Source organism: Promicromonospora sp. NPDC057138 (assembly GCF_042670845.1).
Lineage (GTDB): Bacteria > Actinomycetota > Actinomycetes > Actinomycetales > Cellulomonadaceae > Promicromonospora.
Map to the genome: position 1 here is coordinate 38,266 of NZ_JBHUUX010000011.1, position 25,682 is coordinate 63,947.

A 25,682-nucleotide genomic window follows, 5' to 3' on the forward strand; every position below is an offset into this window, starting at 1 on the left:
GGTTTGCGTGCATGACCAGTGACGACGTTGCCCGCCAGGACCTGACGGTCGACGGCGATTGGCGAGAGAACAAGTTCTTCCAACGTCGACCCTCCACCGAAACTCTGGACTGGGTGGCCGCTTCCATGGGTCAAGGTCGTCGCGTCGTCGGCCACAGTCGGCTGACCGGCGGCGTCAACTCTGCTGTCCATCGCCTGACAGTTGAGCGACACGACACGCGAACGTTCGTGGTGTTGCGGCAGTACCCGGCGGGAAGCATCGCGCTTCGGACCGCCATGGAGGAGGAGATTGCCAACCTCAAGGTGGTGGCAGGCAGCGGGCTTCCGGTCCCGACGATCTTGGCCACTGACGTTGCCGGCGCTGCTACCCGCGGAGCGCCGTCGCTGCTGATGACACGGCTACCTGGCCATGTTCACCTCAACCCAGCGGAGCACCGACTGTGGATCGAGAGGATTGCCGAGTTCGCTGCCCGGCTCCATTCCGTTGACCTCCCAGCCCCGACCTTCCGAGCTTGGGCAGACTCATGGATCACGCCTCTTGGCCAGTTTCAGGTTCCAGTCGGCGCGCACAAACCTGCGGTCTGGAAAGCCGCCTTCGATGCCTTGGAGTTACCACCACCTGAGGATGATGCCGTCTTCCTGCACTGCGACTACCTGCCCGTAAATCTGCTGTGGTCGCGCGGGAAGATCACCGGACTCACCGACTGGAATAGCGTCCATCGAGGGTCTCGCGCAATCGATGTCGGACAGTGTCGGCGGTACCTGGCGTCGCTCTACTCACCCGAGTGGGCAGAGGAACTCCGCTCGCTCTACGAATCGATCGCGGGTGTCCCTCTTCACCCGTGGTGGGACTTGTACAGCCTCCTTCACCACGACGACAACGCACCGCAGTCAATCTCCCGCCAGGTTGCTGGGCGCCACCCAGTCGACGTGTCGGGCATGACAGCTCGTGTCGAGATCGCCGTAGAACAAGCATTGCAGCGCCTCGGCTGAACACGGGCGCCACTACCTGACGACCTTCACGACGTTCTTGAGTCGGATTATGGCCGGCCCCCCGGCGGCCCCTGCCGTCGCATCCGCGACGGCCGGACGCACGGCATGCCCCATCGGCGACGGCGCCGCTCGCCGTTGCCTTGTTGGGCAGCAGTGTGGTCAACGCCGTCTTCGAGGAGATGGGATGGCGTGTTGTCCTACCCGGGCTGAGGTCCGAGACCGGCCGTCGTATCGTGTGGCTGGGCGTCGTCTCTCTGTGCTTCGGGCTGAGTCATCTGCACGGGCTGCCGGGTGGACTAGTCGGTGTGGTGGCTGCGAGCCTCTTCGGTTTCGCGATGGCGATGGAGCGAGAGTGGTCGCGGGGCAGTCTCGTCGCGTGCGTGGTCGCCCACGTCCTGGCCGATGTCGCCCTGTTATGGAGGTTCTATGCGTGACATGGCGGCCCGCGCGCTCGCGGGCACTGTCGGTGCACTCGCCGCGCGGGAAGGCGTGAGTGCTCACCTATGTGAAGGATCGGGCGCCGATGGTGTTGTCTGGGGATCCGACGGTCTCACCGTCCGCCTTGCTGCGCGGGGCGAAGACGAGATCTGGGTCCTCGCAGGGGCGTGTATCTTCGTCAGGGTCGTGGCCGACAGCGAAGGCGGCTTCGATGACGTCGAGCCGCTCGTGCTCGCGATCCTCGACGGGTGCGCACGAGAGTTCCTCGTGGACTTCGGCTCCGGTCCGGTCCCGGCGGGCTGGGAGATCACCGTGGGTGAGGGCGGTCTCTTCGCCGGAGGCGCCGACGCCAGCCAGGCCGGTGCGACTGTGGTGCTCCGGGGTCATCTCGCCAACCTCGCCGGCTGACTCCGGGCTTCCGCGTAACTCGGGCGCGGTGTGGGGAGTCCTGGACCACCGTCGCGCATTGCGATTCAAGTCGTGGTTCCTGACACGATTGCGGCCCCGAACGAGTTCGTGCCACGGATGTGCCACGCATTAGCCCTGTGCCACGCACATGCCACGCACCGAACGAGCCTGGACGGGCCCGGTTGCGCACCAATGCGCAAGGGTGCCAGACTCGACGGCGAGCCCCATCAGCCGCAGGATCTCAACGATTTTGCTGATCGCGGGCTCGCCCCGAGAACTTGAACCACGCGGTCCGATAGCGGAGCGAGGACTCGGCACCCCGAGAGAAGGTCGGGGGTTCGAATCCCCCTAGCTCCACAGACGGAAACCCCGCTTGACCAGGGCATACGCTCCGGTCGAGCGGGGTTTCTTCGTTGCCTAGGAGGCGTCTTCCTCCGAGCGCGGCCCCCTGGCGGCCCCCGTTCGTCTATACCTGGCAGGGCCCGGTCGAGCGTGTACGACTCCATACTGCGCAAGGTCGAGGACATAGCGACGCAGCCGCCGGGCATTTGAAGACTTGACGACCTGCGCAGCAACCGTGCAAGGTCTGGCCTTGAGCCGAGGGCGGCGCGTCCTTCCGGCCCCCTCTTCGCCTCACGAGAGGGAAAAGTCCCCATGGCATCATTCCTGAGCCGCCTGCGTCCCCGGTGGCTCGTGCCGGTCGTCGTCGGCCTCGCGGTCGTCCTCGGTGGCGCCGCCGCTCTCGCGCCGACCATCGCCGGCAACATCGCGGGCAACGACGGGTCGGTCGATCCCAGGTTTGACGGCGCCCTGATCAGCTCGTCGCCGGAGGCGAGCGCCAGCGCCAGCGCGTCCGCGACGGCCAGCCCGAGCCCGAGCCCGAGCCCCAGCCCCTCGGACACCGCCGCGGCTGAGGCCGCCGAGGCGGAGGCAGCCGCCGCGGCCGAGGCGGGCAGCAGCAGCCGAGGCTCAAGCGGCGGCGGCGGCCGCGGTGTCCGTGGGGCCCCGTCGCCCAGCGCAGGAACGCCGGTCGCGCCTCCGGCGCAGGCCGAGGTCTACTCCTCGTGCAACACGTTCGGGGAGTACACCCAGGGCAGCTGGACGATCTACAACAACGTGTGGGGCAACCAGGGCAACACCTCGCAGTGCCTGCACGTCAACAGCATGAACTCGTGGTACGTCGACTCGACCCAGTCCGGGGGCGGCGTGAAGTCGTACCCGAACACCTCGGTCAGGCCGCACACCCCCCTGGCCGAGATGCAGTCGGCGACGTTCACGTACAACACGTCGTCGGCCCCCACCAGCAGCGGAGACTGGTGGAACTGGACGAGCGACATCTGGTCCACCGGCAACCAGGACGAGGTCATGATCTTCACGAGCTGGTACCCAAAGGGAGGTGGTTGGGGGACGAAGATCAGGTCCGACGTGACCATCGGCGGCGTCCTCTATGCGGAGGTCTGGCAGGCGAACCCCGGCTGGAACGTCCTGCAGCTCGTCCCTGCCTCACAAAGCAATAGCGGCACCGTGGATGCCCTGGCGGTCTGGAAATGGGCCGCGTCGGAAGGCCTCCTGGTCAACACCGACTTCGACACGATGCAGTTCGGCCTCGAGATCACCTCGACCAGCGGTCAGCAGAAGAAGTACTCGCTGAACGAATACCACGCCCGGTGGACCAACACGTCCGGCGGCGCGTCGGGCATCTAGTCCGGCGGCGGTACTGGCGAGCTTGTCGGCCCCCCGGCGGCCCCGCCGCCGCACGGGGCCGGGCTGGACGCACCGCATGCACGCGGAATGCGCTGAAGATTCGCCACGGGAGACCCTGGGCCGTCTTCGGAATGAGAAGGTCGGGGGTTCGAATCCCCTAACTCCACCCGGTGATGACGCGGGACATCGTTCATAGATGTCTCGCGTCATCGTTTGTATCTGAGGGCCCGGCCATCGGCCGGGCTCTCTGCTCGTCGGGGCTGTGGGGGCCAGGGCTGGCTTGGATGTCCGCTTCCAGAACACGCCTGGGCCTGGTTCTGGGCCCATAAGCATGCGTGATGGTGTTCTGGAAGCGGACCTTGCCCGCGGCGGCCGGCCGGTGCGGCTCGGCGCTGAACCGCAAGGTCGTGGTCCGCGTCCCGGGGCGAATCGCAGGTCACGTGTCGATCCGGGCCCTGAGCGACGTGCTTCTTTCGGCTCGGCATGCGCGGCCATGATCATCGTGCGGGTCGGCACCGGCCTACACCGACTGATCGCCCCGCAACCTGCGGCTCGACGCCAGCCTGCGCGGCCGCCTGCCTCGACCCGCCGATATCAACGATGTCCCGACTCAGATATCAACGATGTCGCGAACCAGCACACGGCGACCACGACGTTCGACACGCGGGTGACCGCACGCGTCACGGGCTCGGCCGCGCGGGCCGCGAGCTGCAGGCTGGGCCAGCTGGGATACCGGATGGTCGCCGCGCCGGTGAGCCTCCGGGTCAGCGACGTCACCGGCCCTCTGATCGGCGGTGAGCTCGATCGCGCCCGAGAATGGGGGATGGCCCTCGGTGCGGAGGTCGCGGCGCGCCGGCTGAGCAGGCCGATTTCCTGACCCCCGCGGCGGAAACCTCTGAGCCTGCCGGTCGCGGCCGGGTGACAGGGGTGAGGGTCACGGATAGACGGGACCTTTGGCCGCTGCGAGATCCGCCGCCGAGAGGATGATCGTGGTGTGGCATTTCCGCGCCAGCCCAGCCGGTCGCCCTTCGCGTCGCCGTCCGTCGGCGCGCCCGTCGGTACGCCGTTCGACCCGTCGGTGCGCGAGGTGCACGACGTGGCCGGCGACCTCGGCGTCGACCCGGCCGTCGGGCTGAGCGACGCCGAGGCCGCGCGCCGCCTGGCCGCGGAGGGCCCGAACGAGCTGCGGTCCAGGCCGCCCGTGCCGCTGTGGCGCCAGGTGCTGGAACAGCTCCGCGACCCGCTCGTGACGCTGCTGCTGGTGGCCGTGGGTATCTCGGTCGCCGTCTGGTGGATCGAGGGTGCTGAGGGCGTGCCCGTGGACGCGGTGGTGATCGCCGCGATCGTCCTGCTCAACGCGGTGCTCGGGCTGGCCCAGACCCGCAAGGCGGAGGACGCCGTCGCGGCGCTCCGGTCCATGACCGAGGCGACCTCCACCGTGCTGCGCGACGGCCGTCGGGTCACCGTGCGGTCGGCCGAGATCGTGCGCGGGGACGTGCTCGTGCTGGCCGAGGGCGACGCCGTCGGCGCCGACGCGCGCCTGCTGAGCGCGACGGCCCTGCGCGTCCAGGAGTCGTCGCTGACCGGGGAGAGCGAGACGGTCCTCAAGGACGCGGCAGTGCTCGCGGCACCGGCGCCGCTGGGCGACCAGCTCGACATGGTCTTCAAGGGCACGGCGATTGCCCTGGGCGTCGGCCACGCCGTCGTGGTGGCGACCGGCATGGGCACCCAGATGGGCGCCATCGCGCAGCTGCTCGACGCCACCGAGGAGGAGGTCACCCCGCTGCAGCGGGAGATCTCGCGCGTGAGCAAGATGCTCGGCCTCGCGGTGATCGGCATCGCCGTCGTGGTGATGGTCGCGACGGCGCTGGTCAACGAGGTCCGCACGGCGGCCGACCTCGTGACCGTCCTGATCCTCGGCGTATCCCTCGCTGTGGCAGCCGTACCCGAGGGGCTGCCCGCGATCCTGTCGGTGGTCCTGGCCGTCGGGGTGCAGACGATGGCCCGTCGCAACGCCGTCGTCAAGAAGCTGCACTCCGCGGAGACGCTCGGCTCGGCGTCGGTCATCGCATCGGACAAAACCGGCACCCTGACCAAGAACGAGATGACCATCCAGCGGGTCGTCACGGCGTCGGGCGAGGTCACCCTCACCGGCGTGGGCTATCGGCCCGACGGCGAGGCGCGTACCGGCGGGGACAGTGTCGGCCGGCCGCTCACGGACGAGGGGCTCGTCCGTGAGGTGGCTATGGTGCTGGGCGGCGGCTCGCTGGCCAACGACGCCCAGCTCGTCGAGCGCGACGGTGCGTGGGAGGTGCAGGGCGACCCCACCGAGGCCGCCTTCCTCGTGGCGGCACACAAGCTGACCGGCACGGTGGACCGCGTGGCCGAGTTCGAGCGCCGCGGGCAGGTCCCGTTCACGTCCGAGCGCAAGATGATGTCGGCGCTCGTTGACCCGCCGGGCGACGGCGCCTGGGCGCTGGTCACCAAGGGCGCGCCCGACGTCCTCCTGCCGCGCTGCACCGACGTGCAGGTCGGCGACGGGACCGTCCCGCTCGACGACGCGCGGCGGGCGGCGGCGCTCGACGCCGTCGAGCGGCTGTCCCGGGAGGCCTACCGCACCCTCGGCGTCGCCTACAGGCGGGTCGCCGAGGGCACGGGTTCCCAGGGGCTGGAGGAGCACGAGTCCGACCTGGTCTACCTGGGCGTGGTCGGCATCATCGACCCGCCGCGGCCCGAGGTCACGGCCGCGGTGGCCGAGGCCCATCGGGCCGGCATCCGGGTCATGATGATCACGGGAGACCATCCGATCACGGCCACCCGGATCGCGACCGACCTGGGCATCGTCGAGCCGGGAGCCCGCGCCGTCAGCGGCACCGAGCTGGACGCCCTCGACGCCGAGGGCCTGCGCGAGGCCACCCGGACCGTCTCGGTGTACGCCCGCGTGGCACCGCGGAACAAGCTGCAGATCGTGGACGCGCTCCAGGCCGACGGGCACGTGGTCGCCATGACCGGCGACGGCGTGAACGACGCCCCCGCCCTGAAGACCGCCGACATCGGCGTGTCCATGGGCATCACCGGGACGGAGGTGACCAAGGAATCGGCCAAGATGATCCTCGGCGACGACAACTTCGCCACCATCGTCGCCGCCGTCCGCCAGGGCCGGATCATCTTCGACAACATCAAGAAGTTCCTGCGCTACCTGCTGTCGTCGAACATGGGCGAGGTCTGCACAGTGCTCCTCGGCGTGGTGCTTGCCGGGATGCTCGGCCTGGAGGGCGCGGCCGGCGGCGAGGCCGTCGTCGTACCGCTGCTGGCCACGCAGATCTTGTGGATCAACCTCGTCACTGACTCCGCGCCGGCCCTGGCCATGGGCGTCGACCCGGCAACCGACGACGTCATGGCCCGGCCCCCGCGCGGGACGCACGAGCGGATCATCGACGCGCGCATGTGGACCGGCGTCCTGAGCATCGGGCTGGTCATGGGCGCGGCCACCCTGCTGACCATCGACATCTTCCTGCCGGGCGGCCTGGTCGAGGGCACCGACTCGCTCACGGTGGCCCGTACCGCCGGGTTCACCACCCTCGTCCTCGCGCAACTCTTCAACGTGCTCAACTCCCGCTCGGAGACCACCAGCGCGTTCCACCGGATGTTCGTGAACCGCTGGCTCTGGGGAGCGATCGGCCTGGGTGTGGTGCTCCAGGTCGCGGTCGTGCAGGTGCCGTTCCTCCAGGTCGCCTTCGGGACCGCTGGGCTCGACCTCGCGCACTGGGGCGTCACGGTCGCCATAGCTTCGTCCGTCCTGTGGTTCGACGAGCTCCGCAAGCTGGTCTGGCGGGTGCGACACGGCGATCCGAAAAGCCACTGAACGGCGTCTCGACGACACCTGGTGCCGTCGGTCCTCAAGCCCCGGGTCGTTGGTCCCTGGTGCGACCGCCCGCGCGCGAGGAACGCTGGAAGCCTGCCGCCGTCCGACGGCGGGCGCGGCACCGATCGACAGGAGCACCGTCATGACTCACACCTGGAACGTCACCGTCGACCTCTTCGACGCGGACGACATCGAGCGCGACGGCACGCTCACCGCCGCCCACGCGGTACTGACCACGTCGAGCGGGACCTCGCTCGAGGGCTACGGGCGTGCACGTCGCAACCCGGACGATCCCGAGGTCCCGGAGATCGGCGAAGAGCTCGCCGCTGCCCGCGCGCTGCGCGACCTCGCCGACCGGCTGCTGCGAGCGACGTCGGACGACATCGCCGCGATCGAGCACCGCCCCGTCCACCTGCACCCATGACGGGTACGGATCAACGTCACGTCAGCGGGCGCGGACTCTGGATATTCGCCCGTGCGCACCCCTCGGAGGGGCGGATCCCCAGCACTCAACGGGCGTTTGGGGCCGGCGGGCACGCAGTGGTCCCGCTGGTTTCGCCGGACGGGACCTGCGGCGGGACTCAGGTTGTCGCGGCGCCTAGCGTGCGGCGGGGCGAGCGCTCCGGCGTCGGGACGTTCCCCAGCCGCATGAGCATCTGCGGGAAGGCGCTGAGAGACAGTGCCTGGCGCAGGTCGTGGCGCGTCGTCGGGTTCTCCAGGACGGTGGTCGCGAACGACGCGCGGACGAAGTAGGTGGCGGCGACCAGGAGCGCGTGCTCCAAGGCCTGGCCGGCTGCGATCCACTCCCGGGGGGAGTCGCCGGCCGTGGTCAGGACGGCCAGGGTCGAGTGCCGCTCGAACAGCTCCCGGCCTCGGCTGGCGTGGTACCGGCGCACCGGCGCGTCGTCGTTGCTCGGCGCGCGCCCGAGAAGCCTCTCGGGTATGCCGTCGTCGCGTCCCGGCCAGGAGGTGGTCCATGCCGCCTCCTCGTCGCGGGCGGCCATGTCTTCGGCCGCGATGGCTTCTGCCCTGCGCACGAGCCCGATCACCTCAGCGTGCGAGGGGTCCGACGGCTGGACCGTGTGCAGGCTGGCCCCTTCGGCGTCGGCGGCCCGCTGGATGGCGACCAGGACGTCCGTGAGGAGCGGCTGGTCGTCGAAGGGGACGCGGGACGTCACGCGGTGCCCGATCGCCACGGACAGCTCGAGCTCGTCCGCGTTCGGGTCGTCGCCCGGCTCGAGGGCGACCTCGGCGACGAGCAGGTCGTCGTCGGGATCGGGCAGCACCGTGACGACCGCGGTCAGCGACTCGCGCCGGGCGGCCACCCGGGCGTTGAACAGGAAGGCTCCGCAGCTGATGAACATCTCACGGCCCTGGGGGTCGTTGTGCCGCAGCCGTCTCGACCGGTCGGCACGGAGCGTCAGGGTGGTGCCCGTGACCGCCACCTGCCACGGCTGGGTGTTCAAGACGCTCGGAGCGTCTCCAGCGGCTCTCAGGATCCTCTCGATCCGTGCGTCGACGACGTCCATGGCTCTTCTCCCTCGGTCCTCATTCACGCGGCGTCGGCCCGGCCCGTCGGGTCCGGGATCGCCGCGATTCCGGCGGGGGCCGATTCGTGCTCTCTGTCCAGGACACCACCCTCTCCCGGAGCCCGGGAGGGCAGGTGGTCCTCGCTTCGCCTGACCTTCGTCCCGCACAGGACAGACCAAGGCCCCTACGATCGGATACCCCCGCTTCGCCGGTCCTGCGGAAGGAGACGACGTGATGACACCGCGCCGCGCCGTGCTGGACCGCGATGCCACGAGGGATCGCGGGGCCGGCATCGCGGCCGTCTCGGCGAGCCGAAACTGCGGACCGGTGCTGCGCGCCGCCGGGGTGGACGGCCTGGTCGACGTGCGGGTGGACGGCCTCGACGCGGAGCTGCTCGGGCTGGCGGGCAAGCCGGACCCCGCGCTCTTCGTGGAAGCCGCGCATCGCCTCGGCGTCCCGCCCGGCCGATGCGCACTGATCGAGGACGCCTTGGTCGGCATCGAGGCCGGCCACCGGGGTCGCTTCGGACTGGTGATCGGTGTGGACCGGCACGGCCGGATCAGCAAGGACATGTCGGGCAGGGGAGCGCACATCGTGGTCGGCGACCTTGCTGACCTCGACGTGGTCGGGAGGCACGAGGGAACCCGTTGACCTGTCGGGTGTCAGCCTCCGCGCCGTCGCAGCTCTGTCGCGTCCAGGACGTTCAAGCGCTGGGTGTACTCGTTCTCGTCGATCTCACCACGGGCGTAGCGCTGGGACAGCACCTGCCGCGCCGACTGCACCGCACGCGCCGACTCGCTCGGCTCGTCGGAGCCCTTGGAATAGCGGGCAAGCAGCAGCGCACCGACGACGATCAGGCCCACGAGCAGGCCCACGAGCAGCAGCCCGCCGACAAGCATGACCAGGCTGCCCCACAGGCCCATGCCGTAGTTTCCGTACATCATCGTTCTCTCCTCGCTCGGTCAGTGCCCGCCGGTCAAGTGACCGGATGACGATGTGCGTGGACGACCAGGACCGGGCACCGCGCCCCGCGTACGACGGCGTCGGTCACGGTGCGCAGCAGGCGGCCGGCGACTGCCGAGTGGCTCCGCCCGCCGACGACCAGGATGTCGTTCTGGTTCAGGCCGTGGAGCAGGGTGGCGACCAGGTCTCCGCGGCGGGTCACCACGGTGTAGGTGACTTCCGGGTACTTGTCCGACCAGCGGGCCAGCCGATCGGCCAGGCCGACCGCTGCGGCCTCCTGCCACGACGCCGCCACGGGGTCCATGTCGAGCAGGGCAGACGAGATCGGGTCAGTTCCGCTCACGTGCAGCACCTCGAGCGGGCACCCGCGTGCGTCCGCCTCCGCGAATGCCGTTCCCAGGACGTCCGGTTCATCGACGGCACCCACTCCGACCCTGATCCTGCGGGGTTGGGCGGTCGCTGCGCCGGCCGGTACCACCGCGACCGTGCCGGGCGCGGCCGCCGCCAGTGCTGAGGAGGTGGACCCGAGCAGCGCGCGGTCGAAGGCGCCGAGCCCGCGGCGCCCCACCACGATGATGTCGTGGGTGTTCGACAGCTGGGCAAGGACGCGGGCGGCGTTTCCGGGCAGGACGAGCGTCTCGACGTCTCTGCCTCCTGGGCGCCATCCGCCGAGCCGTTCTCGCGCAGCCCGGGCTGCGTGGCGCGCCTGTTCGTGCGCGTCCTCGATGAGGTTGCTGATCTCCGGGCCGGCCTCGGGCGGCACGGGGTGAGCGGCCACCACCGTCAGACGAGCCCCGTGCACATCGGCGGTCAGGGTCGCCCAGTTCAGCGCCGCCAGGCTCACGTCCGAGCCGTCGACTCCTACGACGACGCTCCGGTACCAGGTGCTGTCCATGATCGTCCTCCTCCGCTCACCGCCAGGACACCAGCCGGCCGTGGCTTCGTGGCAGGGGCGGGCGGCCCCGAAGCGCGGGACGAAGGTCCCCCGGGCGACCTTCGCCCCGCCCCGGGAGGACCAAGGCCCCTACAGGCCAGGCGGCGGCGCCCTGAGGCTGGAGCCATGAGCGAACGAATCGTGATCCTCGGCGGTGGTACCGGCGGCACGCTGTCGGCCAATCGTCTGCGCCGGATGCTGGACGAGGACGTGGAGATCACCCGGCGAAGCTGGCGGCGAAGATCGCTGGCATCCCCTGGAGAGACGAGGGCAGGGGCGAAGGTCCCCCGCGCGGCGGTGAAGGTCCCGTGGACCTGTGACCGTCGGCCCTGCCAGGGACGTGGTCGTGCTCGGCAGGCTCGAGGGAGCGACTCAGGACCAGCGCACAGAGCGAAGGAGTCCCATCATGAGCGCAACCAGGCACACCTCTCCGGTGGTCGTCGCAGTCGACGGAAGCGAGCGCAGCGCGGGCGCTGTCCGGTACGCGATGCGCGAGGCCCGTATCCGGGGCTGCTCCGTCCGGCTGGTACATGTCGCACCGACGTCCCTCCCCGAGGGCGGTTTGTGGCCCTCGGCTGCGCGCGACCTCGAAGATCTCCGGAGCTCAGGGGAGCGCATCCTGGACAGGGCTGTGGCCGAGGCGCGCGCCGAGGCGTCCGACGTCAGGTTCGAGTCGCTGCTCGGCCGAGGAGCACGGGTGCCCGAGCTGGCCGCGGCAGCGGCGGAGGGCGGTCTGATGGTGCTCGGGCGGGAGACCCGCCGAGGGGTGGAGCGACTGGTCACCGGAGCGACCACCGCCGGAGTCGCCGCCCGTGCGGTAGTCCCCGTGGTGGTCGTTCCGGCGGACTGGCGGGAGAGCCACCATGGGCGGATCGTCGTCGGGATCAAGTCGTTCGTGAGCGACGGCGAGCTGCTGGCCTGCGCGTACTCGATGGCGTCCGCGCGGCACGCAGTTCTGCGCCTGGTGCATGCGGTCGAGGTCCCCGATCTCGCCGCCGACCTCGGCATTGCTGACTCCTACGCGGGCGAGTCCGTCAGTACGGGCACGCGGACGCTGGAGGCCGTCGCGCGCGAGTGGCGGGATGCCTTCCCGGACGTCGAGGTGGAGACGACCGTCGTCGTGGGCCGTCCGGCCGACGTCCTGGTCGACGCCGCGGCCGACGGGGACGTCTTGATGCTCGCCCGACCCCACCGTGATCTGCAGCACCTGGCACGTCTGGGGCGGACGCCGCGGGCAGTCCTCGGCGTCTCGGACACGCCGGTCGAGGTCGTTCCGTCGAAGCGCGAACCGACTACCGCATCGCTCGTGCTCGAGAGCTCGGGGGAGATCCTGAAGGACTAGGTGTTCGACCCGGCCGGTCCGTGGCCCGGAACCGGGAGTGTGGCGACGCAGGGACGGAAACGCAACCGGTATCGGGAGAGGCAATGGAAACGGTCGAGACACACGTCGGAGAACCTCCCGGCCTCTCATCGTCCCAGGCGGCTCATCGCCTCCAGGAGCTGGGACCCAACGTCGTTCCCAAGCCCCGGCCGCCGTCCCCGGTGCGGCTGCTGCTCGGGCAGATGGTCCACTTCTTCGCTCTGTTGCTCTGGGTCGCCGCGGTCCTCGCCTGGGTCGCCGACATGCCCGAGCTCGCCGTCGCGATCGCGGTGGTCGTGGTCGTCAACGGCGTCTTCGCCTTCCTGCAGGAGTACCGGGCCGACAAGGCCGGGCAGAAGCTGCTCGAGCTCATGCCGGCCCTGGCGACCGTCCTTCGCGACCGGCACCGCCGGCAGATCCCCGTCCACGACATCGTCGTCGGGGACCTTCTCCTCCTGGAGGCGGGCGACGCGGTTGCCGCGGACGGCCGGCTGGTCTCGGTGACCGGGCTCGCCCTCGACGAGTCGATGCTGACCGGCGAGAGCACCACCACGCACCCCTCGCCGGACGGGGTCGTCCACGCCGGAACCTACGTCGTGGAGGGCGAGGCGGCGGTCGAGATCACTGCCACCGGCCCCGCCACCGAGCTGGCCCACATCATGGCCCTCACCCGCACGGCGAGCCGTCCGCCCAGCCCGCTCGCGATCCGGCTGCGGCGCGTCGTGCGGGTGATCGCCGGGCTCGCCATCGCCGTCGGCGTCGCGTTCTTCGCCGTCTCCCTGGTGCTCGGCATGCCGCCCTCGGACGGGTTCCTCTTCGCCGTCGGTGTCATGGTCGCCCTGGTCCCGGAAGGGCTGCTGCCGACGGTGACGCTCTCCCTGGCGCGGGGTGCGCAGCGGATGGCGTCCCGCAACGCGCTCGTGCGCCACCTCGAGTCAGTGGAGACGATGGGCTCCACGACCTTCATCTGCACCGACAAGACCGGCACGCTCACCCGCAACGAGATGTCCGTCGTCGAGGTGTGGACACCCCAGGGGACGGCGTCCGTCGTCGGGCACGGGTATGCGCCGACCGCACGGATCACCGCCGGGGCCGGAACGCTCCCCGCCGTCCGCGACGTCGCGCTGGCCGCCGCGCGCTGCTCGACCGGACGGATGGTCCGCAGCGGTGAGCAGTGGACGGCGCACGGCGACCCGATGGAGGTGGCCCTGCACGTGCTCGCCCTGCGCGCCGACGTCGACGTACCGGCCGAGGAGACCGCGCGGCCCCTGCTCCGGCGCCTGCCGTTCGACGCCCACCGCCGACGCATGTCGGTGCTCGCCGGCGACGTCGTGTATGTCAAGGGCGCCCCGGACTCCGTGCTCGCGCTCACCTCCGCGGGTGACGACGCGGTACAGGCAGTGGCCGAGCTGGCCGCCAGGGGCCTGCGGGTGCTCGCCGTCGCCCGACGCGCCGCCACCGCGGACGACGCCGGCGCGCCCGCCGTCGACGTCGAGCAGCATCTCGAGCTGCTCGGCCTCGTCGCGCTGGAGGACCCGCCCCGCGACGACGTCCACGCCGCGGTCGCCGCCTGCCGCACGGCAGGCATCAAGCTGGCCATGGTGACCGGCGACCACATCGGGACGGCGACGGCGATCGCCCGAGAGGTAGGGCTTCTCCGGGACGGGCCGGTCCTGGAAGGTTCCGACCTCCCCGCGGACGACGACGCGCTCGGCGAGCTGGTCGACCGGGACGGCGTGGTGATCGCCCGGGTCACGCCGGAGGACAAGCTGCGGATCGCCCGCGCCCTCCATGCCCGGGGACATGTCGTCGCGATGACCGGCGACGGCGTCAACGACGGGCCGGCGCTGCGCGAGGCCGACATCGGCATCGCCATGGGGCGCAGCGGCTCCGACGTCGCGCGCGAGGCCGCGGATGTCGTGCTGCTGGACGACAACTTCGCGACCATCGTCGCCGCCGTCGAGCTGGGCCGCGCGACCTTCGCCAACATCCGCCGGTTCCTGACCTACCACCTGACCGACAACGTCGCCGAGCTCACGCCGTTCCTGATCTGGGCCCTCAGCGGCGGCAGCCTCCCGCTCGCCCTGACCGTGCTGCAGATCCTCGCCCTCGACATCGGTACCGACCTGCTGCCCGCGCTCGCCCTCGGCGCGGAACCGCCCAGCCACGCGACGATGCGGCAGCGGCCGTCGACCGGTGCGCTGATCGACCGCGCCGTGCTGGGGCGAGCCTTCGGCGTCCTCGGCCCGGTCGAGGCGGTGGTCGAGATGGCGGCGTTCTTCGTGGTCCTCGGCCTGGCCGGCTGGGTCGTCGGTGCCGAGCCGTCGACCCAGACGCTGGCCGCGGCGTCCGGGGCTGCCTTTGCCGCGGTGGTGCTGGGGCAGCTCGGCAACGCCTTCGCCTGCCGCAGCGAGTACCGCTGGGTGGGTGCGCTGCGGATGACCGGCAACCCGATGCTGCTCTGGGCTGTCGCGGTCGAGCTCGTCCTGCTCGCCGTGTTCCTGGCGCCCCCGCTGTCCGGCCTGCTCGGCGGCAGCCCGCCACCCGCCGCCGGCTGGGCAGTTGCGCTCGCCGCGCCCGTCGCCGTCGTCCTGGCGGACGCCGCCGCCAAGGCCGTCCGAGCGCGCAGCCGCTAGTGCGGCAGAAGCTGAACTCGCGACGGGACTTTCGACGCGAAGAAGGCGGACACGCTCGGTCTCGACGCGGGGCCGTTCAGCGAGGCCGTCGTCCGCGAGCGGGAGGCGACCCGGCCGCCGTCGGCCGAGCTGACCGAGCGCGTGCGGAACCAGTTCCGGGGGCACGGCCTGACGACGTACTGACCGACTTCCCGGAAGTCGAGGTGGAGACGTCGAGGACTGATGGCGGCCGGTCGGCGCGGCGACTCCACCTGGTGATGTTTTCGCCGCGCCGACACCCAGGGTGCGTGGCGTGGTTGAGTGGGTATCCGGGCAGGTTCCCTCTTACCCGCGGAAGGTGGTGGCACCCGTGAGCCGCACGCCGGTTCCCCAGCCCGGTGTCGACCGGATGACTCCGTTCGCCGAGCATCCTGTGGTCGTGGGAGTGGTCCCTGGGCAGCACGACCTGGTAGCACTGACCGCGATGGCGTGGGCACGGGCGGCGCGGGCGCCGATCGTGTACTTCGCTTTCGCCGACACCTCCCGGTATGTGGTCGAAGAGCACGCCGACGGGTATGTGCTGCACGCTCCGATCGACCCTGATGTCACGGACGACGCCTGGAACGACGTCGAGAGAGGACTGCGGGACCAGATGGCCGGTGTGCTGGGCGCGTCGCCGGTGCCCTGGGAGGTGCGGTATCTCGCGGGCCGGCCGGACCGGGCACTGACGCATCTCGCGCGGGCGGTCGACGCGGCCGTCATCGTGGTGGGGACACGAGCCTCAGGCAGCATCTCGCGCGTGCGGGAGCTCGTCGAAGGTTCGGTGGCGATGCACCTGGCACATCACCAGCACCGGCCCGTGCTGACGGTGCCGCTCGCCGTCGTCGACTGGAAAGAGATCCGCGCCCCATGGGAGCAGTGACCGTGCACCCGCCTGCACGACCCACCGTCTGGACCAAGGTCCCGTAAACGTGGGGCTGGCGGGCTCGGCCGGTGCGCGCATGGCTGACTCAGTCCCCGGCCGGAGTCGGGCGCTCGGCGCGCTCCCGGATGCCGCGGAGCATTCGCTCCGACATGAAGAAGCTCACCATCTCGACGGGCTCGGCGAGCGCGGCCGCCCATCCGGCGAGGTACGCGAAGCGCTCGCGCACGATGAGGCGGGTGACGGTAGGTGCGTGCTCGATGAGCACGAAGGCCCAGGTGAAGTCGTACGGGGCCGCGGCACCAGTGCCGTCTGGACCGACGGCGCCGCGTAGCACGAGGTGGCGCCCATCGTCGACGGCGACGACCTTCAGTGCCACGGGAGGGGCGAGGCGGACTTCGTCGCCGACGGCGCGGACGCGGAGCTCGGGCACGATGACGTTCGAGCTGTGGATGTCGCAGCCGACGAGGTTCTCGAGCCAGTCGTATGTGTAGAAGCCACCGCGATTCTGGCCGAGCTGCGCGACCCACGGCCACACGCGCGAGCTCGGGGCGTTGATCGTGATCGCCCGGGTGGCCATCAGGTCGGGCGCGGGCAGGGCGTCGTCGCCGGGCAGCGGCATCCGGAGCTCCTCGTCGCTCGCGCCCCACCGAAGGGACACGCGCCGCACGGCCCACGTGGCTGCGATCGCAGCCGCCGCAGCGACAACGCCGAGCACCGACCGCCGTCCCGAGGTCATGTCCTCTGTCGCGTGATCACGGCCTGGCCGAGCGAGCCCCCCCACGCGCGAGCCCGATCGAGCTCGCCGTCCACGAGCACGTTCTTCGTGGTCACGAGGAAGCACTCGGAATCGGCAACCGGACGTGAATGGAGGCGGCGGAGCCGTCGCTCGATCCCCGCCGATGCATCGCCGGCGAAGATACGTGGGATGTCCACCCGCGTGCCGAATGCGGCCCAAGCGGTCGGCGCGGTCGAGAGGGACTCGATCCACTCCCGCACCCCGGGCTTGGACGCGTCGGGTTCGAGGTCCAGATGCTGTTCCGGATCGGCCGCCCACTTCGCCGCATCCTCTCTCGAAGACGCCTGTGGCAGGGTGTGCGCATGGGTGGGCGCACCGATCACCACCAGGTCGACGGCCAGATCGGGACCCGCCGACACCGATTCCACGCGGACATCGGTGAGGTCCGAGAGGCCGTCGCCGATCGCCTGGGCGATCTGGCGGGTGTTCCCGAACATCGATTCATAGAGCACGATGGCAGTCATCACGTTTCCCTTCCGGAGCGAGCCTTCCTGGAGCGGCCGTCAAGGCGAGCGAGCTCGTTCCGCATTGCTGCCGCGAACGCGGTACCAGGCACATTCCGGGCGTCGAAATGAACCCCGCAGCGAAGGCGGCCGGCGTACGAGATCGCTGCAACACCGAGCCGAACGTTGGCCCCGAGCACCGCGACCGGCCAGATGGCCGTGATGGGCGCGCCCGCGAGCCGCATCGGTTCCGCGGGGCCAGGCACGTTGGTCACGAAGCCGGCGACGAGGTGCTGCCGACGGCCGATACCGTCCATGATGCGCGCACCGAGAGGGCCGCGCATCAGCTCGAGCGTTCCTTGGTCACGCGCGCGCACCTTCTCGGCCCGCGTCTGAGCGGCGATGAGTCGGAGGCGGTCATCTGGTCTGGTCTCAGCGAGCGGGAGCCTCACCAGCATCACCCCGACCTGGTTGCTCGCCGATCCATGCCGCCGCAGAGCGACCGGCGACGAGACCGCAAGCGTCGCGGGGACCCGCTCACCGGCGGCGCGGAGCGTGGCTTCGAAGCCGGCCGCGACTGAGGCGAGCAGCGCATCGTTGACCGTCGCGCCGAACGAACGCGCCCGCGACTCGAGCGCACCCAGATCGACGTCGACGAAAGCCACACCTCGGCTCGGGCTCCGTTCGCCGAGCAACATCGTGGGCGGGACTCCTCGACCGCCGATCGTCGTCAGAACCCGTCGCAGCCCGAACCCGAGCCTCCGAAGCCTGCGCCCTGGTCCCCGGCGTCGCGTGGATTGCCCGTGGTCGGCTGCCACGTCGACGGGAGTGCTTCCCGACTGGGTCCTCGGTTCTTCGGGGTCGAAGAGCTCGTGCACCAGCGCGACTGCCGACGTGCCGTCGGCGATCGCGTGGTGGATCCGCAGGATGAAGGCGACCTCTGCCAGGTTGCCGCCACGCAGGAGCAGGAGTTCCCAGAGCGGACGGTCACGCGCAAGCGGAACGGTCATCAGCTCACCGCATCGTCGTTCGAGAGCCGCGAGGCCCTCCTCGGCCTCGACGAGCCGGACATGGTGCTCCAAGTCGGGTGGCACCTCGGCCCACGCGTGTCCTCGGCCAACGGGGACTGCCACGCGGCGGAGGGCCGGCAGCCGCTTGATCCGCGTCTGCAGGGCGGCGCGCAGGGCCGGGAGGTCAATGGCCCCGTCGTCACCGACGAAGCCACCGTGCGCCAGGAGGCCGGCCACGAGGAACACGTTGACCTGACCCGAGTGATCGAGCACGAGATTGGCTTCGTCGGCCGGTGCGAGTCGCTGCATCGAGGTGCGCACATTTCGACGGTAACCGGCCTGCCTTCGAGGCGACAGGTTCGAAGGTCCCTCTTCACCATGACTGTCGTCGTCCTCGGGTACGCGAGCCGCTGGCTGGCCAGATAGGAGCCCTCGTGCTGCCGGCGCCAGATCGCCATCTGCAGCGCGTCCAGCGCCAGGTCGGTGTAGAGGCTGGTCGCGACCTGCCAGCCCACGATCAGGCGGGATTACACGTCCAGCACGAACGCCGCATAGACCTATCCAGTCGAGGTGCGGACATAGGTCAGGTCCGCGACCCACAGCTGGTTCGGCCTCGTGGCGGTGAAGTCGCGTTCCACGGACGCTGACGCCCAGCGCGGGCCTGGCTCCGGCGGTCGGGCCGACCGTGAGTCACGATCGGCCCGACCGCCAGAGCGTCAGCGGTCTCGGTACCAGTGGTGCCGCGGCGGCAGACCTAGTCGGCCTGGCCGGAGGCGACCTCTTCCGCGGTGAGGTAGCCGGAGTCGACCAGCTCGGACTTGACGTTGTCCTTGGTGATGATCACGGTGGGCAGCAGGTACGACGGCACGACCTTCTTGCCGTTGTCGTACGACTCGGTGTCGTTGGCCTCCGGCTCCTTGCCCTCCAGGTAGGCCTGGGTGGCGGTGACGGCCTGCTCGGCCAGGAGACGGGTGTCCTTGAAGATCGTCGAGTACTGCACGTCGTCCTCGATGAGCTTGGCCGACGCCGCCTCGGCGTCCTGCCCGGTGATGACCGGCATCTTGAGGTCACCCTTGCCGTAGCCGACGTTCTGCAGCGAGGTGATGATGCCGCGCGACAGCGGGTCGGCCGGGGCCAGAATGCCGTCGACGGTCACGTCACCCTTGCTGTACGTGGAGGTCAGCAGGTCGTCCATGCGGCCCTGCGCCTTGTCCTGCAGCCAGCGCTGGATGGCGACGGTGTCGAAGTCGATCTGCTTCGAGGGCACGACCAGCGTGCCATCGTCCAGGTACGGCTGGAGCACCGACATCGCACCGTTGTAGAAGAACCCGGCGTTGTTGTCGTCCGGCGAACCGGCGAAGAGCTCGATGTTGAACGGGCCCTTGGGCGCGTCCGCGGCCGGCTCACCGTTCTCGTCCAGGATGCCGAGGCCGGTCAGCAGCGAGGTGCCCTGCTGCACGCCGACCTGGAAGTTGTCGAACGTGACGTAGAAGTCGACGTTGTCCGAGTCACGGATCAGGCGGTCGTACGAGATCACCGGGATGCCCGCAGCACCGGCGGCCTCGAGCTGGCTGCCCAGCGTCGTGCCGTCGATCGAGGCGATGATGAGCGCCTCGGCACCCTTGTTGATCATCGCGTCGATCTGCTGCTGCTGGGTCGGGATGTCGTCGTTCGCGAACTGGATGTCGACCTGGTACCCGGCCTCCTCGAGCCCGGACTTGACGGCGTCGCCGTCGGCGACCCAGCGCTCGTAGGTCTCGGTCGGCATCGCGACGCCGACCAGGCCGCCCTTGCCGCCGTCGGCGTCGCCGCCGTCAGCCCCACCGCCGGCACCGGCGCCGCCCCCGCCGCACGCGGCGAGCGAGAGGGCCATCGCGCCTGATGCCAGCGCGGCCAGACCACGCACTGCCCATAGCTTCCTTGCCATGACTTCTCCTCTTCGAGTTTTGCCCGGGCTACGTCTCTGCGACCCGGCCGACTTCACATTGTGAACGCAACAGATTGTGAACGCTCACACGTCCGTTGGTCAAAGAAAAAGTCTCCCGGGATTCGTGCTTCCCGGGTCTGAGTGTCGGTTTAGAGCTTCTCGACGTCCGGGATCATGCCGTCGACGTTCCGTGGTGGCTGCGTGTGATACGCGTGCGGATCGGAGCGCCAGTCGTCGTCGAGGTTCGGGAAAGAGCGCCTCTGCGTCGATGGTCACGAACGGACCGACCTGCGTCGGCGGGAGAAGTCAGGCGGACAGCGGCGGGTTCGAGTCGTCGTAGATGCGGGCAGCGCTCAGCAGCCCCGACTCGCCCCGCACGTACACCGCGACGCCTGCCTCGGGCGGCAGGTCCGTCACGCCCCAGCGCACCACGTTGTACTCCAGCGCGCAGGCCCGCCCATCGTCGGTCACCGTGCAGTGCTCGAGCGGGATGCCGCCACCGTTGGAGAAGAACGACGTGAACAGCGCGCGCAGCTCCTGCTCGCCGCGGTGCACGTACTGCCCGCCGGCCGGCTCGCGCACCGTCGCGTCCGGCTCGAAGGCCGCGACCGTGGCCTCGACGTCGCCGGCGGCCAGCGCCCGCTGGTAGTCGCCCACCACTCCGGACTCCGTGGCTGCCTCGTCGGGCTGCAGCAGCGGCGGCCGGTTGGCGTGCGACCCGGTGATCGGCCAGGTGCTGAAGTACATCCGCAGCTCGTGCAGGCCGGCGTCCGACCGCTCGGTGACGATCGCGACCGGGAGCTCGACCCGCCCCTGGCGTGCGTCGTACCGCAGCACCACCTCTTCGACCGTGCGGTGCGGAGTGACGACCAGGTCGACGTCCTCGACGGTGCAGGCGCCCGCGCGCAGCTCCTCGCTCATCGTCTCGATGAACCGCCGGAACGCGTCGCGCCCCTTGACCCTGCCGCGCACCGGGTGGTGGAGCTCTGGCTCGCCCGCGAAGGACCCCACCAGGGCGTCCACCTCGCCCGACGTCACGCCGTCGAAGAACGGGACGGCGGCGAGCGGCGAGGGGCGGTGCTTGGACAGCTCCGCGACGTATTTCGGGGAGAACTGCTCAGGAAGCCAGGGCATCGGACGTTCCTCCATCGGTGTCGGTGTCGGTGTCGGTATCGGTGTTGGCGGCGCCAGGCACTCCCTGGCGGCTCCAGGGCAGGACGACGAGCTTGCCGCGGGCGTCGCCGGACTCCATGACGGTGTGCGCGTCTCGGATGTGGTCAAGGTCGAAGACCCGGTCGACGGGTACCACGGCGCGATCGGCCGCGACGTCGTCGAGGAATCCCTGCAGGACGTCTGTGGGGAGGTCGTCGGCCTCGCCGGAGTAGGCGGTCAGGCGCACTCCTGAGGGCAGGTAGTCGATGGGGTAGAAGTCCTCGACTGTCCACACGTTGGAGAGCATGCCGGTGAAGCAGACGGTGCCATGGACGCGGACGGCGCGCAGGGTGTCGGGCAGTGTGGGGGTGCCGACCAGCTCGATGGCGCCGTCGACGCCGTCGGGGAGGATGGCGCGCACCTGTGCGGCGACGTCGCCGTCGTCGAGGAGGACGTGGTCGACGCCGATCTGGCTCAGCGCATCGTGCTTGTCCGGGCTGCGGGTGGTGGACAGGACTGTCATCCCGAGGCGTTTGCCGAGTACAGCGGCGGCCATGCCGACCGAGGAGGTGCCGCCGCGGACGAGGAGGCTCTGGCCGGGCTGGGCGTCGAGGCCGACGGTCAGGGAGCCGTAGGCGGTCTGGAGCATCTCGGGGACGGCACCGAGCGTCTGCCAGGGCAGGCCGGAGCGGAACGGGATGACCTGGTCGACCGGGACGCAGGTGTACTGGGCGTAGCCGCCGTCGTAGGCGCGGCCCATCCCGCCCATCATGGTCGCGACCTGCTGACCCGGGGCGAACGTGCCGGTGGGGTCGGTATCGACGACGCCCGTTGCCTCGATCCCGAGCACACGTGGGTAGGTGACGGCGTCGCCGGCGAACCCGAGCCGGGTGTGCAGCTCGGACCGGTTGAGCCCGAAGGCCTCGACGCGGATCCGCACCCAGCCGGCCTCGGGCTCGGGTACCCGGAGCTCGCGGATGTGCAGGCTGGTCACGGGTCCGGGTTCGTCGAGCACCACGGCGCGCATGGTGTCGGTCATGGCGTCTCCTTCTGGCTGGTGTTGTCCTGGGTGGTGGCGTGGTCGAGCAGCTCGCGGATCCACGCGCGCTCGGCGCGGCTGGTCGCGCGGGCCGAGAGCAGGATGCCGCGGCGGTAGGGGTCGGTGAGGTCGGCGGCGCGCAGCGGGCGGTCGCCGTCGTAGAAGAAGCTGGCGGGCTGCTCGAGGTAGTCGAGGCGACGGCGCAGGACGGCGTCGCGCTCGGCCGCCTCGGGCAGCAGGGACAGGAACGACAGCACGACGAAGAAGCGGCTGCCGTCGGTGATGTCGTGCCCGTCGGCCCCGCGGAGCCGCTCGAGCATGCGGGTGCGTCCCGCCTCGGTGAGGCGCAGGGTCTGACGGGGGGCGCCGGCGTGGCCGGGCTCGCTCTCGCGCGTGACGAGGCCGCCCTTGGTGAGGCGGGTGATCGCGGGGTACAGGGTGCCGTCACTGATGGTGCGGGCATAGCCGTGCAGCTGCTCCATGCGGCGGCGCAGCTCGTACCCGTGCAGGGGCTCCTCGGCGAGGAAGCCGAGGATCATCAGTTCGATCACGGCCACAGCCTAGTACCTCGATTCGAGTTACCTCGAATCGAGGTGCATGATCTCGGCGAGCCACCGACCCCGTGCGACAGGCCGTCGCTGGCTGTTCCGAGGGTTGACGACCGTTCCTAACGCGCGTAACCTCCCGTACTAACGCGAGTTAGTACGAAGGAGAACGTCAATGTCGACGAGCGATGCCACACGCCGCCGCCCCCGAGATGAGGGGGAGAGGCGCCCACGACGCGGCGCCACGATGGGCGACATCGCGGAACGGGTCGGCGTCTCGCGTACGACGGTCTCGTTCGTGCTCAACGACCGCCCGGACGCCGGGATCCCCGACGAGACGCGGCGCCGCGTGATCGACGCCGCCGCCGAGCTCGGCTACCGCCCGAACGCGGGCGCCCGGGCGCTCGCGGCACGGCGGAGCGACTGGTACGGGATCGTGACGGAGATCGTCACCGCGCCGTTCGCCGTCGACGTGATCAAGGGCGCCCAGGACCGCGCGCTCCAGCAGGGGAAGTTCCTGCTGATCTCCTCCAGCGAGCCCGAGGTGGCCACCGAGGCGGCCGGGATCGAGAAGCTGCTCGAGCAGCGGGTCGAAGGACTGCTCTACGCCGCCACCTGGCATCGGGCGGTCCATGTGCCCGACATCGTGCGCGAGGTCCCCACGGTGCTCGTCAACTGCTTCGACGCCGAGGGTAGCCTCCCCGCCGTCGTCCCGGACGAGGTGGGCGGGGGCCGGCGCGGCACGCAACGACTGCTCGACGCGGGGCATACCCGCATCGGCTTCATCACGCTCGACCCGGCGATCCCCGCGAGCGTGGGCCGTCGCCAGGGCTATGAGGAGGCGCTCCACGACGCCGGTGTCCCGGTGGACCCGACGCTCGTGATCGCGGGCGACGCCACGGCCGACGGCGGCTACGCGGCCGCCGGCGAGCTCCTGGATCGCGCGGACCGCCCGACGGCGATCTTCTGCGGCAACGACCGGATGGCCATGGGGGCCTACGACGCCATCAAGGAACGCGGCCTCGCGATCCCGCGCGACGTGGCTGTCGTCGGGTTCGACAACCAGGAGCTCATCGCCGCGTACCTGCGTCCGCGGCTCACCACCATCGCCCTTCCCTTCCAGGAGATGGGCGCTCGCGGCGTCGACATGCTCGCCGCGCTCACAGCGGGACAGTCGATCGGCACGGAGACCGTGACGATCGACTGCCCGCTGCTCGAACGGTCGTCGGTCTGACGCCAATCAACCCCGGCGACCACAACACCCCCACCCTTCGCCTTCAGCGATGAAGAGAGGAATGCGATACCGATGATTTCACGTTTTCGCCCGGTTCGGCGCGCAGCGCGCGTAGTCGCGCTGGCGCTTGCCGGCGCCCTTGCCCTCGCGGCATGCGGGACGAGCGGCTCGGGCGGTGGCACCGACGAGGGTGCCTCCGATGTGCCGCTGATCGTCCCGCGCGAGGACATGGGGACCTTCGTGCGCAACTTCAACCCGTTCTCGCCGAACGTCGCTCCCATGACCCAGCAGGCGGTCTACGAGCCGATGTTCGTCTACAACCCCGCCGACAGCAGCACGACGCCGTGGCTCGCGACCGAGTGGAGCACGTCCGACGACGGCAAGGAGCTGACCTTCTCGCTGCGCGACGGCGTCCAGTGGTCCGACGGAGAGCCGCTGGTGGCCCAGGACGTCGTCACGACGTTCGACCTGCAGAAGGAGGTTCTCGGCGGCCTCGAGTATCTCGACAAGGTCGAGGCGGTCGACGACGCCACCGTGGTCTTCCACCTGAACAAGGTCTACTCGCCGGCCCTCTACGAGATCGGCCAGCAGATCCTCATCCCGGACCACGTGTGGTCCACGGTGGACGACCCGGCCAAGGAGGCGAACGAGTCCCCGGTCGGCACCGGGCCGTACACGGAGGTGGTCAGCTTCGAGAACCAGTCGTTCGATCTCGGGCCGAACCCGAACTACTGGCAGCCCGACAAGCAGAAGATCCCGTCGATCCGCATGCTCGCGTTCGCGGGCAACGACGGCGCGAACCTGGCCGCCGCCAACGGCGAGGTGGACTGGGCGCCGCAGTTCATCCCCAACATCGAGCAGGCGTTCGTCGCCAGGGACTCGGAGCACAACCACTACTGGTTCCCGCCGACCGGCTCGATGGTCAACTGGCAGCTCAACACGACGAAGGCGCCGTACGACGACACCCGAGTCCGCAAGGCGCTCAGCATGGCGATCGATCGCGAGCAGATCGTCGACGTCGCGATGCAGGGCTACACCTACCCCGCGGACTGCACCGGCCTGTCCGGTGCCTACGACCCGTGGCGCGACCCGGATCTGGCCGACTCGTGCGAGTGGACCCAGCATTCCGTTGAGGCCGCCAACGCGTTGCTCGACGAGGCCGGCTACCCGCGCGGCGGAGACGGGAACCGCACGCTCAAGGACGGTTCTCCGTTCACCGCCACGATCTCGGTGGGGTCCACGTCGTCCGACTGGCTGTCGGTCGCCGAGATCATCTCGCAGAACCTGGCCGAGATCGGTGTCGAGGCCTCCGTCGACTCGCCTGACTGGTCCGCCGTGGTGGCGGGCTACGAGGACGGCTCCTTCGACAGCGGCATCGTGTGGAGCAACAACGCCCCGACTCCGTACCAGTTCTACCGCGGTGTCATGTCGACCGCGACGGTCAAGCCCGAGGGCGAGAAGACTCTCGAGAACTACCACCGCTTCGGCGACAAGCAGGCGGACGCCCTGCTCGACGAGTTCGCCGCGACGACGGACGAGGACGCCCAGCGCACGGTCGTCGACGAGCTCCAGGCCGAGTTCGACGCCGAGGCCCCGGTGATCCCCCTGTTCCCGAGCCCGGAGTGGGGCGCGTACACCGACGCTCGGTTCACGGGCTGGCCGACCGAGGAGAACCCGTACGCCACGCTGAGCACGCGCGCCCCGACGACGGTGCTGGTGCTCACGACCCTCGAGCCCGCACAGGGCTGACCGACGTCCGGCCGGCGCGACCTGCGCCGGCCGGACGCCACACCATCAGACCT

Annotated in this window: 23 protein-coding genes; 13 read left to right on the forward strand and 10 right to left on the reverse strand. The window is 70.3% G+C overall.

Annotated elements, in window-relative coordinates; translation table 11 throughout:
- Positions 1–11 precede the first annotated feature (11 nt).
- The 7 genes from ACFT2C_RS09920 (at position 12) to ACFT2C_RS09950 (ending at position 7,831) form a co-directional block, all read left to right on the forward strand.
- Positions 12–992, forward strand: a complete 981-nt coding sequence (locus ACFT2C_RS09920) for a phosphotransferase family protein (RefSeq protein WP_377206873.1) — start codon at positions 12–14, stop codon at positions 990–992.
- Positions 993–1,132: 140 nt separating this feature from the next.
- Positions 1,133–1,426, forward strand: a complete 294-nt coding sequence (locus ACFT2C_RS09925) for a CPBP family intramembrane glutamic endopeptidase (RefSeq protein WP_377206874.1) — start codon at positions 1,133–1,135, stop codon at positions 1,424–1,426.
- 190 nt (positions 1,427–1,616) lie between these two features.
- Entirely contained in the window at positions 1,617–1,838 is a 222-nt protein-coding gene (locus ACFT2C_RS09930) for a hypothetical protein (RefSeq protein WP_377206875.1), read from the forward strand.
- 654 nt (positions 1,839–2,492) lie between these two features.
- Positions 2,493–3,542 (forward strand): hypothetical protein, encoded by a 1,050-nt coding sequence (locus ACFT2C_RS09935; protein ID WP_377206876.1) that lies wholly within the window; start codon positions 2,493–2,495, stop codon positions 3,540–3,542.
- Positions 3,543–4,035: 493 nt separating this feature from the next.
- Complete coding sequence (locus ACFT2C_RS09940; protein ID WP_377206877.1) at positions 4,036–4,419, forward strand: hypothetical protein; 384 nt, start codon at positions 4,036–4,038, stop codon at positions 4,417–4,419.
- A 117-nt stretch (positions 4,420–4,536) separates the two neighbouring features.
- Positions 4,537–7,407 carry a cation-translocating P-type ATPase gene (locus ACFT2C_RS09945; protein WP_377206878.1) on the forward strand — a complete coding sequence of 957 codons (2,871 nt, stop codon included), beginning with the start codon at positions 4,537–4,539 and terminating at the stop codon, positions 7,405–7,407.
- A 142-nt stretch (positions 7,408–7,549) separates the two neighbouring features.
- Positions 7,550–7,831 carry a dsRBD fold-containing protein gene (locus ACFT2C_RS09950; protein ID WP_377206879.1) on the forward strand — a complete coding sequence of 94 codons (282 nt, stop codon included), beginning with the start codon at positions 7,550–7,552 and terminating at the stop codon, positions 7,829–7,831.
- 157 nt (positions 7,832–7,988) lie between these two features.
- Here the strand turns inward: ACFT2C_RS09950 and ACFT2C_RS09955 are convergent, their stop codons facing one another.
- On the reverse strand, positions 7,989–8,936 hold the full coding sequence (locus tag ACFT2C_RS09955) for an Acg family FMN-binding oxidoreductase (protein WP_377206880.1): 948 nt from the start codon (positions 8,934–8,936) through the stop codon (positions 7,989–7,991).
- A gap of 235 nt (positions 8,937–9,171) precedes the next feature.
- Here ACFT2C_RS09955 and ACFT2C_RS09960 point away from each other — a divergent pair, with 235 nt between their 5' ends.
- A complete protein-coding gene (locus ACFT2C_RS09960; RefSeq protein ID WP_377206959.1) occupies positions 9,172–9,588 on the forward strand; it encodes an HAD-IA family hydrolase in 417 nt (138 codons plus the stop codon).
- Between the two features lie 11 nt (positions 9,589–9,599).
- Here the strand turns inward: ACFT2C_RS09960 and ACFT2C_RS09965 are convergent, their stop codons facing one another.
- Both ACFT2C_RS09965 and ACFT2C_RS09970 read right to left on the reverse strand, forming a co-directional pair.
- Entirely contained in the window at positions 9,600–9,881 is a 282-nt protein-coding gene (locus ACFT2C_RS09965) for an SHOCT domain-containing protein (RefSeq protein ID WP_377206881.1), read from the reverse strand.
- Positions 9,882–9,913: 32 nt separating this feature from the next.
- Positions 9,914–10,795: a universal stress protein gene (locus ACFT2C_RS09970; protein WP_377206882.1), complete on the reverse strand. Its 882-nt coding sequence runs from the start codon at positions 10,793–10,795 to the stop codon at positions 9,914–9,916.
- Positions 10,796–11,240: 445 nt separating this feature from the next.
- On the opposite strand from ACFT2C_RS09970, the gene ACFT2C_RS09975 reads away from it, so the two are divergent.
- The 3 genes from ACFT2C_RS09975 to ACFT2C_RS09985 all read left to right on the forward strand — a co-directional run bounded on the left by ACFT2C_RS09975 (position 11,241) and on the right by ACFT2C_RS09985 (position 15,731).
- Positions 11,241–12,176 carry a universal stress protein gene (locus ACFT2C_RS09975; protein WP_377206883.1) on the forward strand — a complete coding sequence of 312 codons (936 nt, stop codon included), beginning with the start codon at positions 11,241–11,243 and terminating at the stop codon, positions 12,174–12,176.
- An 83-nt stretch (positions 12,177–12,259) separates the two neighbouring features.
- Positions 12,260–14,830, forward strand: coding sequence for a cation-translocating P-type ATPase (locus ACFT2C_RS09980; RefSeq protein ID WP_377206884.1), 2,571 nt, complete (start codon positions 12,260–12,262; stop codon positions 14,828–14,830).
- Between the two features lie 349 nt (positions 14,831–15,179).
- Positions 15,180–15,731, forward strand: a complete 552-nt coding sequence (locus tag ACFT2C_RS09985; RefSeq protein WP_377206885.1) for a universal stress protein — start codon at positions 15,180–15,182, stop codon at positions 15,729–15,731.
- Between the two features lie 88 nt (positions 15,732–15,819).
- Here the strand turns inward: ACFT2C_RS09985 and ACFT2C_RS09990 are convergent, their stop codons facing one another.
- From ACFT2C_RS09990 to ACFT2C_RS10020, 7 genes are all read right to left on the reverse strand, one after another.
- A complete protein-coding gene (locus tag ACFT2C_RS09990; RefSeq protein ID WP_377206886.1) occupies positions 15,820–16,470 on the reverse strand; it encodes an SRPBCC family protein in 651 nt (216 codons plus the stop codon).
- A complete protein-coding gene (locus ACFT2C_RS09995) occupies positions 16,467–16,994 on the reverse strand; it encodes a flavodoxin family protein (RefSeq protein ID WP_377206887.1) in 528 nt (175 codons plus the stop codon). The genes ACFT2C_RS09990 and ACFT2C_RS09995 overlap by 4 nt, the downstream gene beginning before the upstream one ends.
- Entirely contained in the window at positions 16,994–18,292 is a 1,299-nt protein-coding gene (locus ACFT2C_RS10000; protein WP_377206960.1) for a wax ester/triacylglycerol synthase domain-containing protein, read from the reverse strand. The genes ACFT2C_RS09995 and ACFT2C_RS10000 overlap by 1 nt, the downstream gene beginning before the upstream one ends.
- Before the next feature lie 445 nt (positions 18,293–18,737).
- Complete coding sequence (chvE, locus tag ACFT2C_RS10005) at positions 18,738–19,910, reverse strand: multiple monosaccharide ABC transporter substrate-binding protein (protein ID WP_377206888.1); 1,173 nt, start codon at positions 19,908–19,910, stop codon at positions 18,738–18,740.
- 306 nt (positions 19,911–20,216) lie between these two features.
- Positions 20,217–21,044 carry a nuclear transport factor 2 family protein gene (locus tag ACFT2C_RS10010; RefSeq protein WP_377206889.1) on the reverse strand — a complete coding sequence of 276 codons (828 nt, stop codon included), beginning with the start codon at positions 21,042–21,044 and terminating at the stop codon, positions 20,217–20,219.
- A complete protein-coding gene (locus tag ACFT2C_RS10015) occupies positions 21,028–22,101 on the reverse strand; it encodes a zinc-binding alcohol dehydrogenase family protein (protein WP_377206890.1) in 1,074 nt (357 codons plus the stop codon). Before ACFT2C_RS10015 ends, ACFT2C_RS10010 begins: the two co-directional genes overlap by 17 nt.
- A complete protein-coding gene (locus ACFT2C_RS10020) occupies positions 22,098–22,652 on the reverse strand; it encodes a PadR family transcriptional regulator (protein ID WP_377206891.1) in 555 nt (184 codons plus the stop codon). The genes ACFT2C_RS10015 and ACFT2C_RS10020 overlap by 4 nt, the downstream gene beginning before the upstream one ends.
- 169 nt (positions 22,653–22,821) lie before the next feature.
- On the opposite strand from ACFT2C_RS10020, the gene ACFT2C_RS10025 reads away from it, so the two are divergent.
- Positions 22,822–23,880 (forward strand): LacI family DNA-binding transcriptional regulator, encoded by a 1,059-nt coding sequence (locus ACFT2C_RS10025; RefSeq protein WP_377206892.1) that lies wholly within the window; start codon positions 22,822–22,824, stop codon positions 23,878–23,880.
- 72 nt (positions 23,881–23,952) lie between these two features.
- Positions 23,953–25,629: an ABC transporter substrate-binding protein gene (locus tag ACFT2C_RS10030; RefSeq protein WP_377206893.1), complete on the forward strand. Its 1,677-nt coding sequence runs from the start codon at positions 23,953–23,955 to the stop codon at positions 25,627–25,629.
- Positions 25,630–25,682 lie beyond the last annotated feature (53 nt).

What these genes read in the sequence shown, in the direction of transcription:
- ACFT2C_RS09975 (WP_377206883.1), top strand. Translation starts at nt 11,241, where the DNA reads ATGAGCGCAACCAGGCACACCTCTCCGGTGGTCGTCGCAGTCGACGGA.
- ACFT2C_RS10010 (WP_377206889.1), bottom strand. Translation starts at nt 21,044, where the DNA reads ATGCCCTGGCTTCCTGAGCAGTTCTCCCCGAAATACGTCGCGGAGCTG.
- ACFT2C_RS09995 (WP_377206887.1), bottom strand. Translation starts at nt 16,994, where the DNA reads ATGACTGCCATCGTGCTCTATGAATCGATGTTCGGGAACACCCGCCAG.
- ACFT2C_RS09980 (WP_377206884.1), top strand. Translation starts at nt 12,260, where the DNA reads ATGGAAACGGTCGAGACACACGTCGGAGAACCTCCCGGCCTCTCATCG.
- ACFT2C_RS09935 (WP_377206876.1), top strand. Translation starts at nt 2,493, where the DNA reads ATGGCATCATTCCTGAGCCGCCTGCGTCCCCGGTGGCTCGTGCCGGTC.
- ACFT2C_RS09965 (WP_377206881.1), bottom strand. Translation starts at nt 9,881, where the DNA reads ATGATGTACGGAAACTACGGCATGGGCCTGTGGGGCAGCCTGGTCATG.
- ACFT2C_RS09955 (WP_377206880.1), bottom strand. Translation starts at nt 8,936, where the DNA reads ATGGACGTCGTCGACGCACGGATCGAGAGGATCCTGAGAGCCGCTGGA.
- ACFT2C_RS10015 (WP_377206890.1), bottom strand. Translation starts at nt 22,101, where the DNA reads ATGACCGACACCATGCGCGCCGTGGTGCTCGACGAACCCGGACCCGTG.
- ACFT2C_RS10030 (WP_377206893.1), top strand. Translation starts at nt 23,953, where the DNA reads ATGATTTCACGTTTTCGCCCGGTTCGGCGCGCAGCGCGCGTAGTCGCG.
- ACFT2C_RS09960 (WP_377206959.1), top strand. Translation starts at nt 9,172, where the DNA reads ATGACACCGCGCCGCGCCGTGCTGGACCGCGATGCCACGAGGGATCGC.
- ACFT2C_RS09920 (WP_377206873.1), top strand. Translation starts at nt 12, where the DNA reads ATGACCAGTGACGACGTTGCCCGCCAGGACCTGACGGTCGACGGCGAT.
- ACFT2C_RS10000 (WP_377206960.1), bottom strand. Translation starts at nt 18,292, where the DNA reads ATGCAGCGACTCGCACCGGCCGACGAAGCCAATCTCGTGCTCGATCAC.
- ACFT2C_RS09990 (WP_377206886.1), bottom strand. Translation starts at nt 16,470, where the DNA reads ATGACCTCGGGACGGCGGTCGGTGCTCGGCGTTGTCGCTGCGGCGGCT.
- chvE (WP_377206888.1), bottom strand. Translation starts at nt 19,910, where the DNA reads ATGGCAAGGAAGCTATGGGCAGTGCGTGGTCTGGCCGCGCTGGCATCA.
- ACFT2C_RS09970 (WP_377206882.1), bottom strand. Translation starts at nt 10,795, where the DNA reads ATGGACAGCACCTGGTACCGGAGCGTCGTCGTAGGAGTCGACGGCTCG.
- ACFT2C_RS09940 (WP_377206877.1), top strand. Translation starts at nt 4,036, where the DNA reads ATGATCATCGTGCGGGTCGGCACCGGCCTACACCGACTGATCGCCCCG.
- ACFT2C_RS10025 (WP_377206892.1), top strand. Translation starts at nt 22,822, where the DNA reads ATGTCGACGAGCGATGCCACACGCCGCCGCCCCCGAGATGAGGGGGAG.
- ACFT2C_RS09950 (WP_377206879.1), top strand. Translation starts at nt 7,550, where the DNA reads ATGACTCACACCTGGAACGTCACCGTCGACCTCTTCGACGCGGACGAC.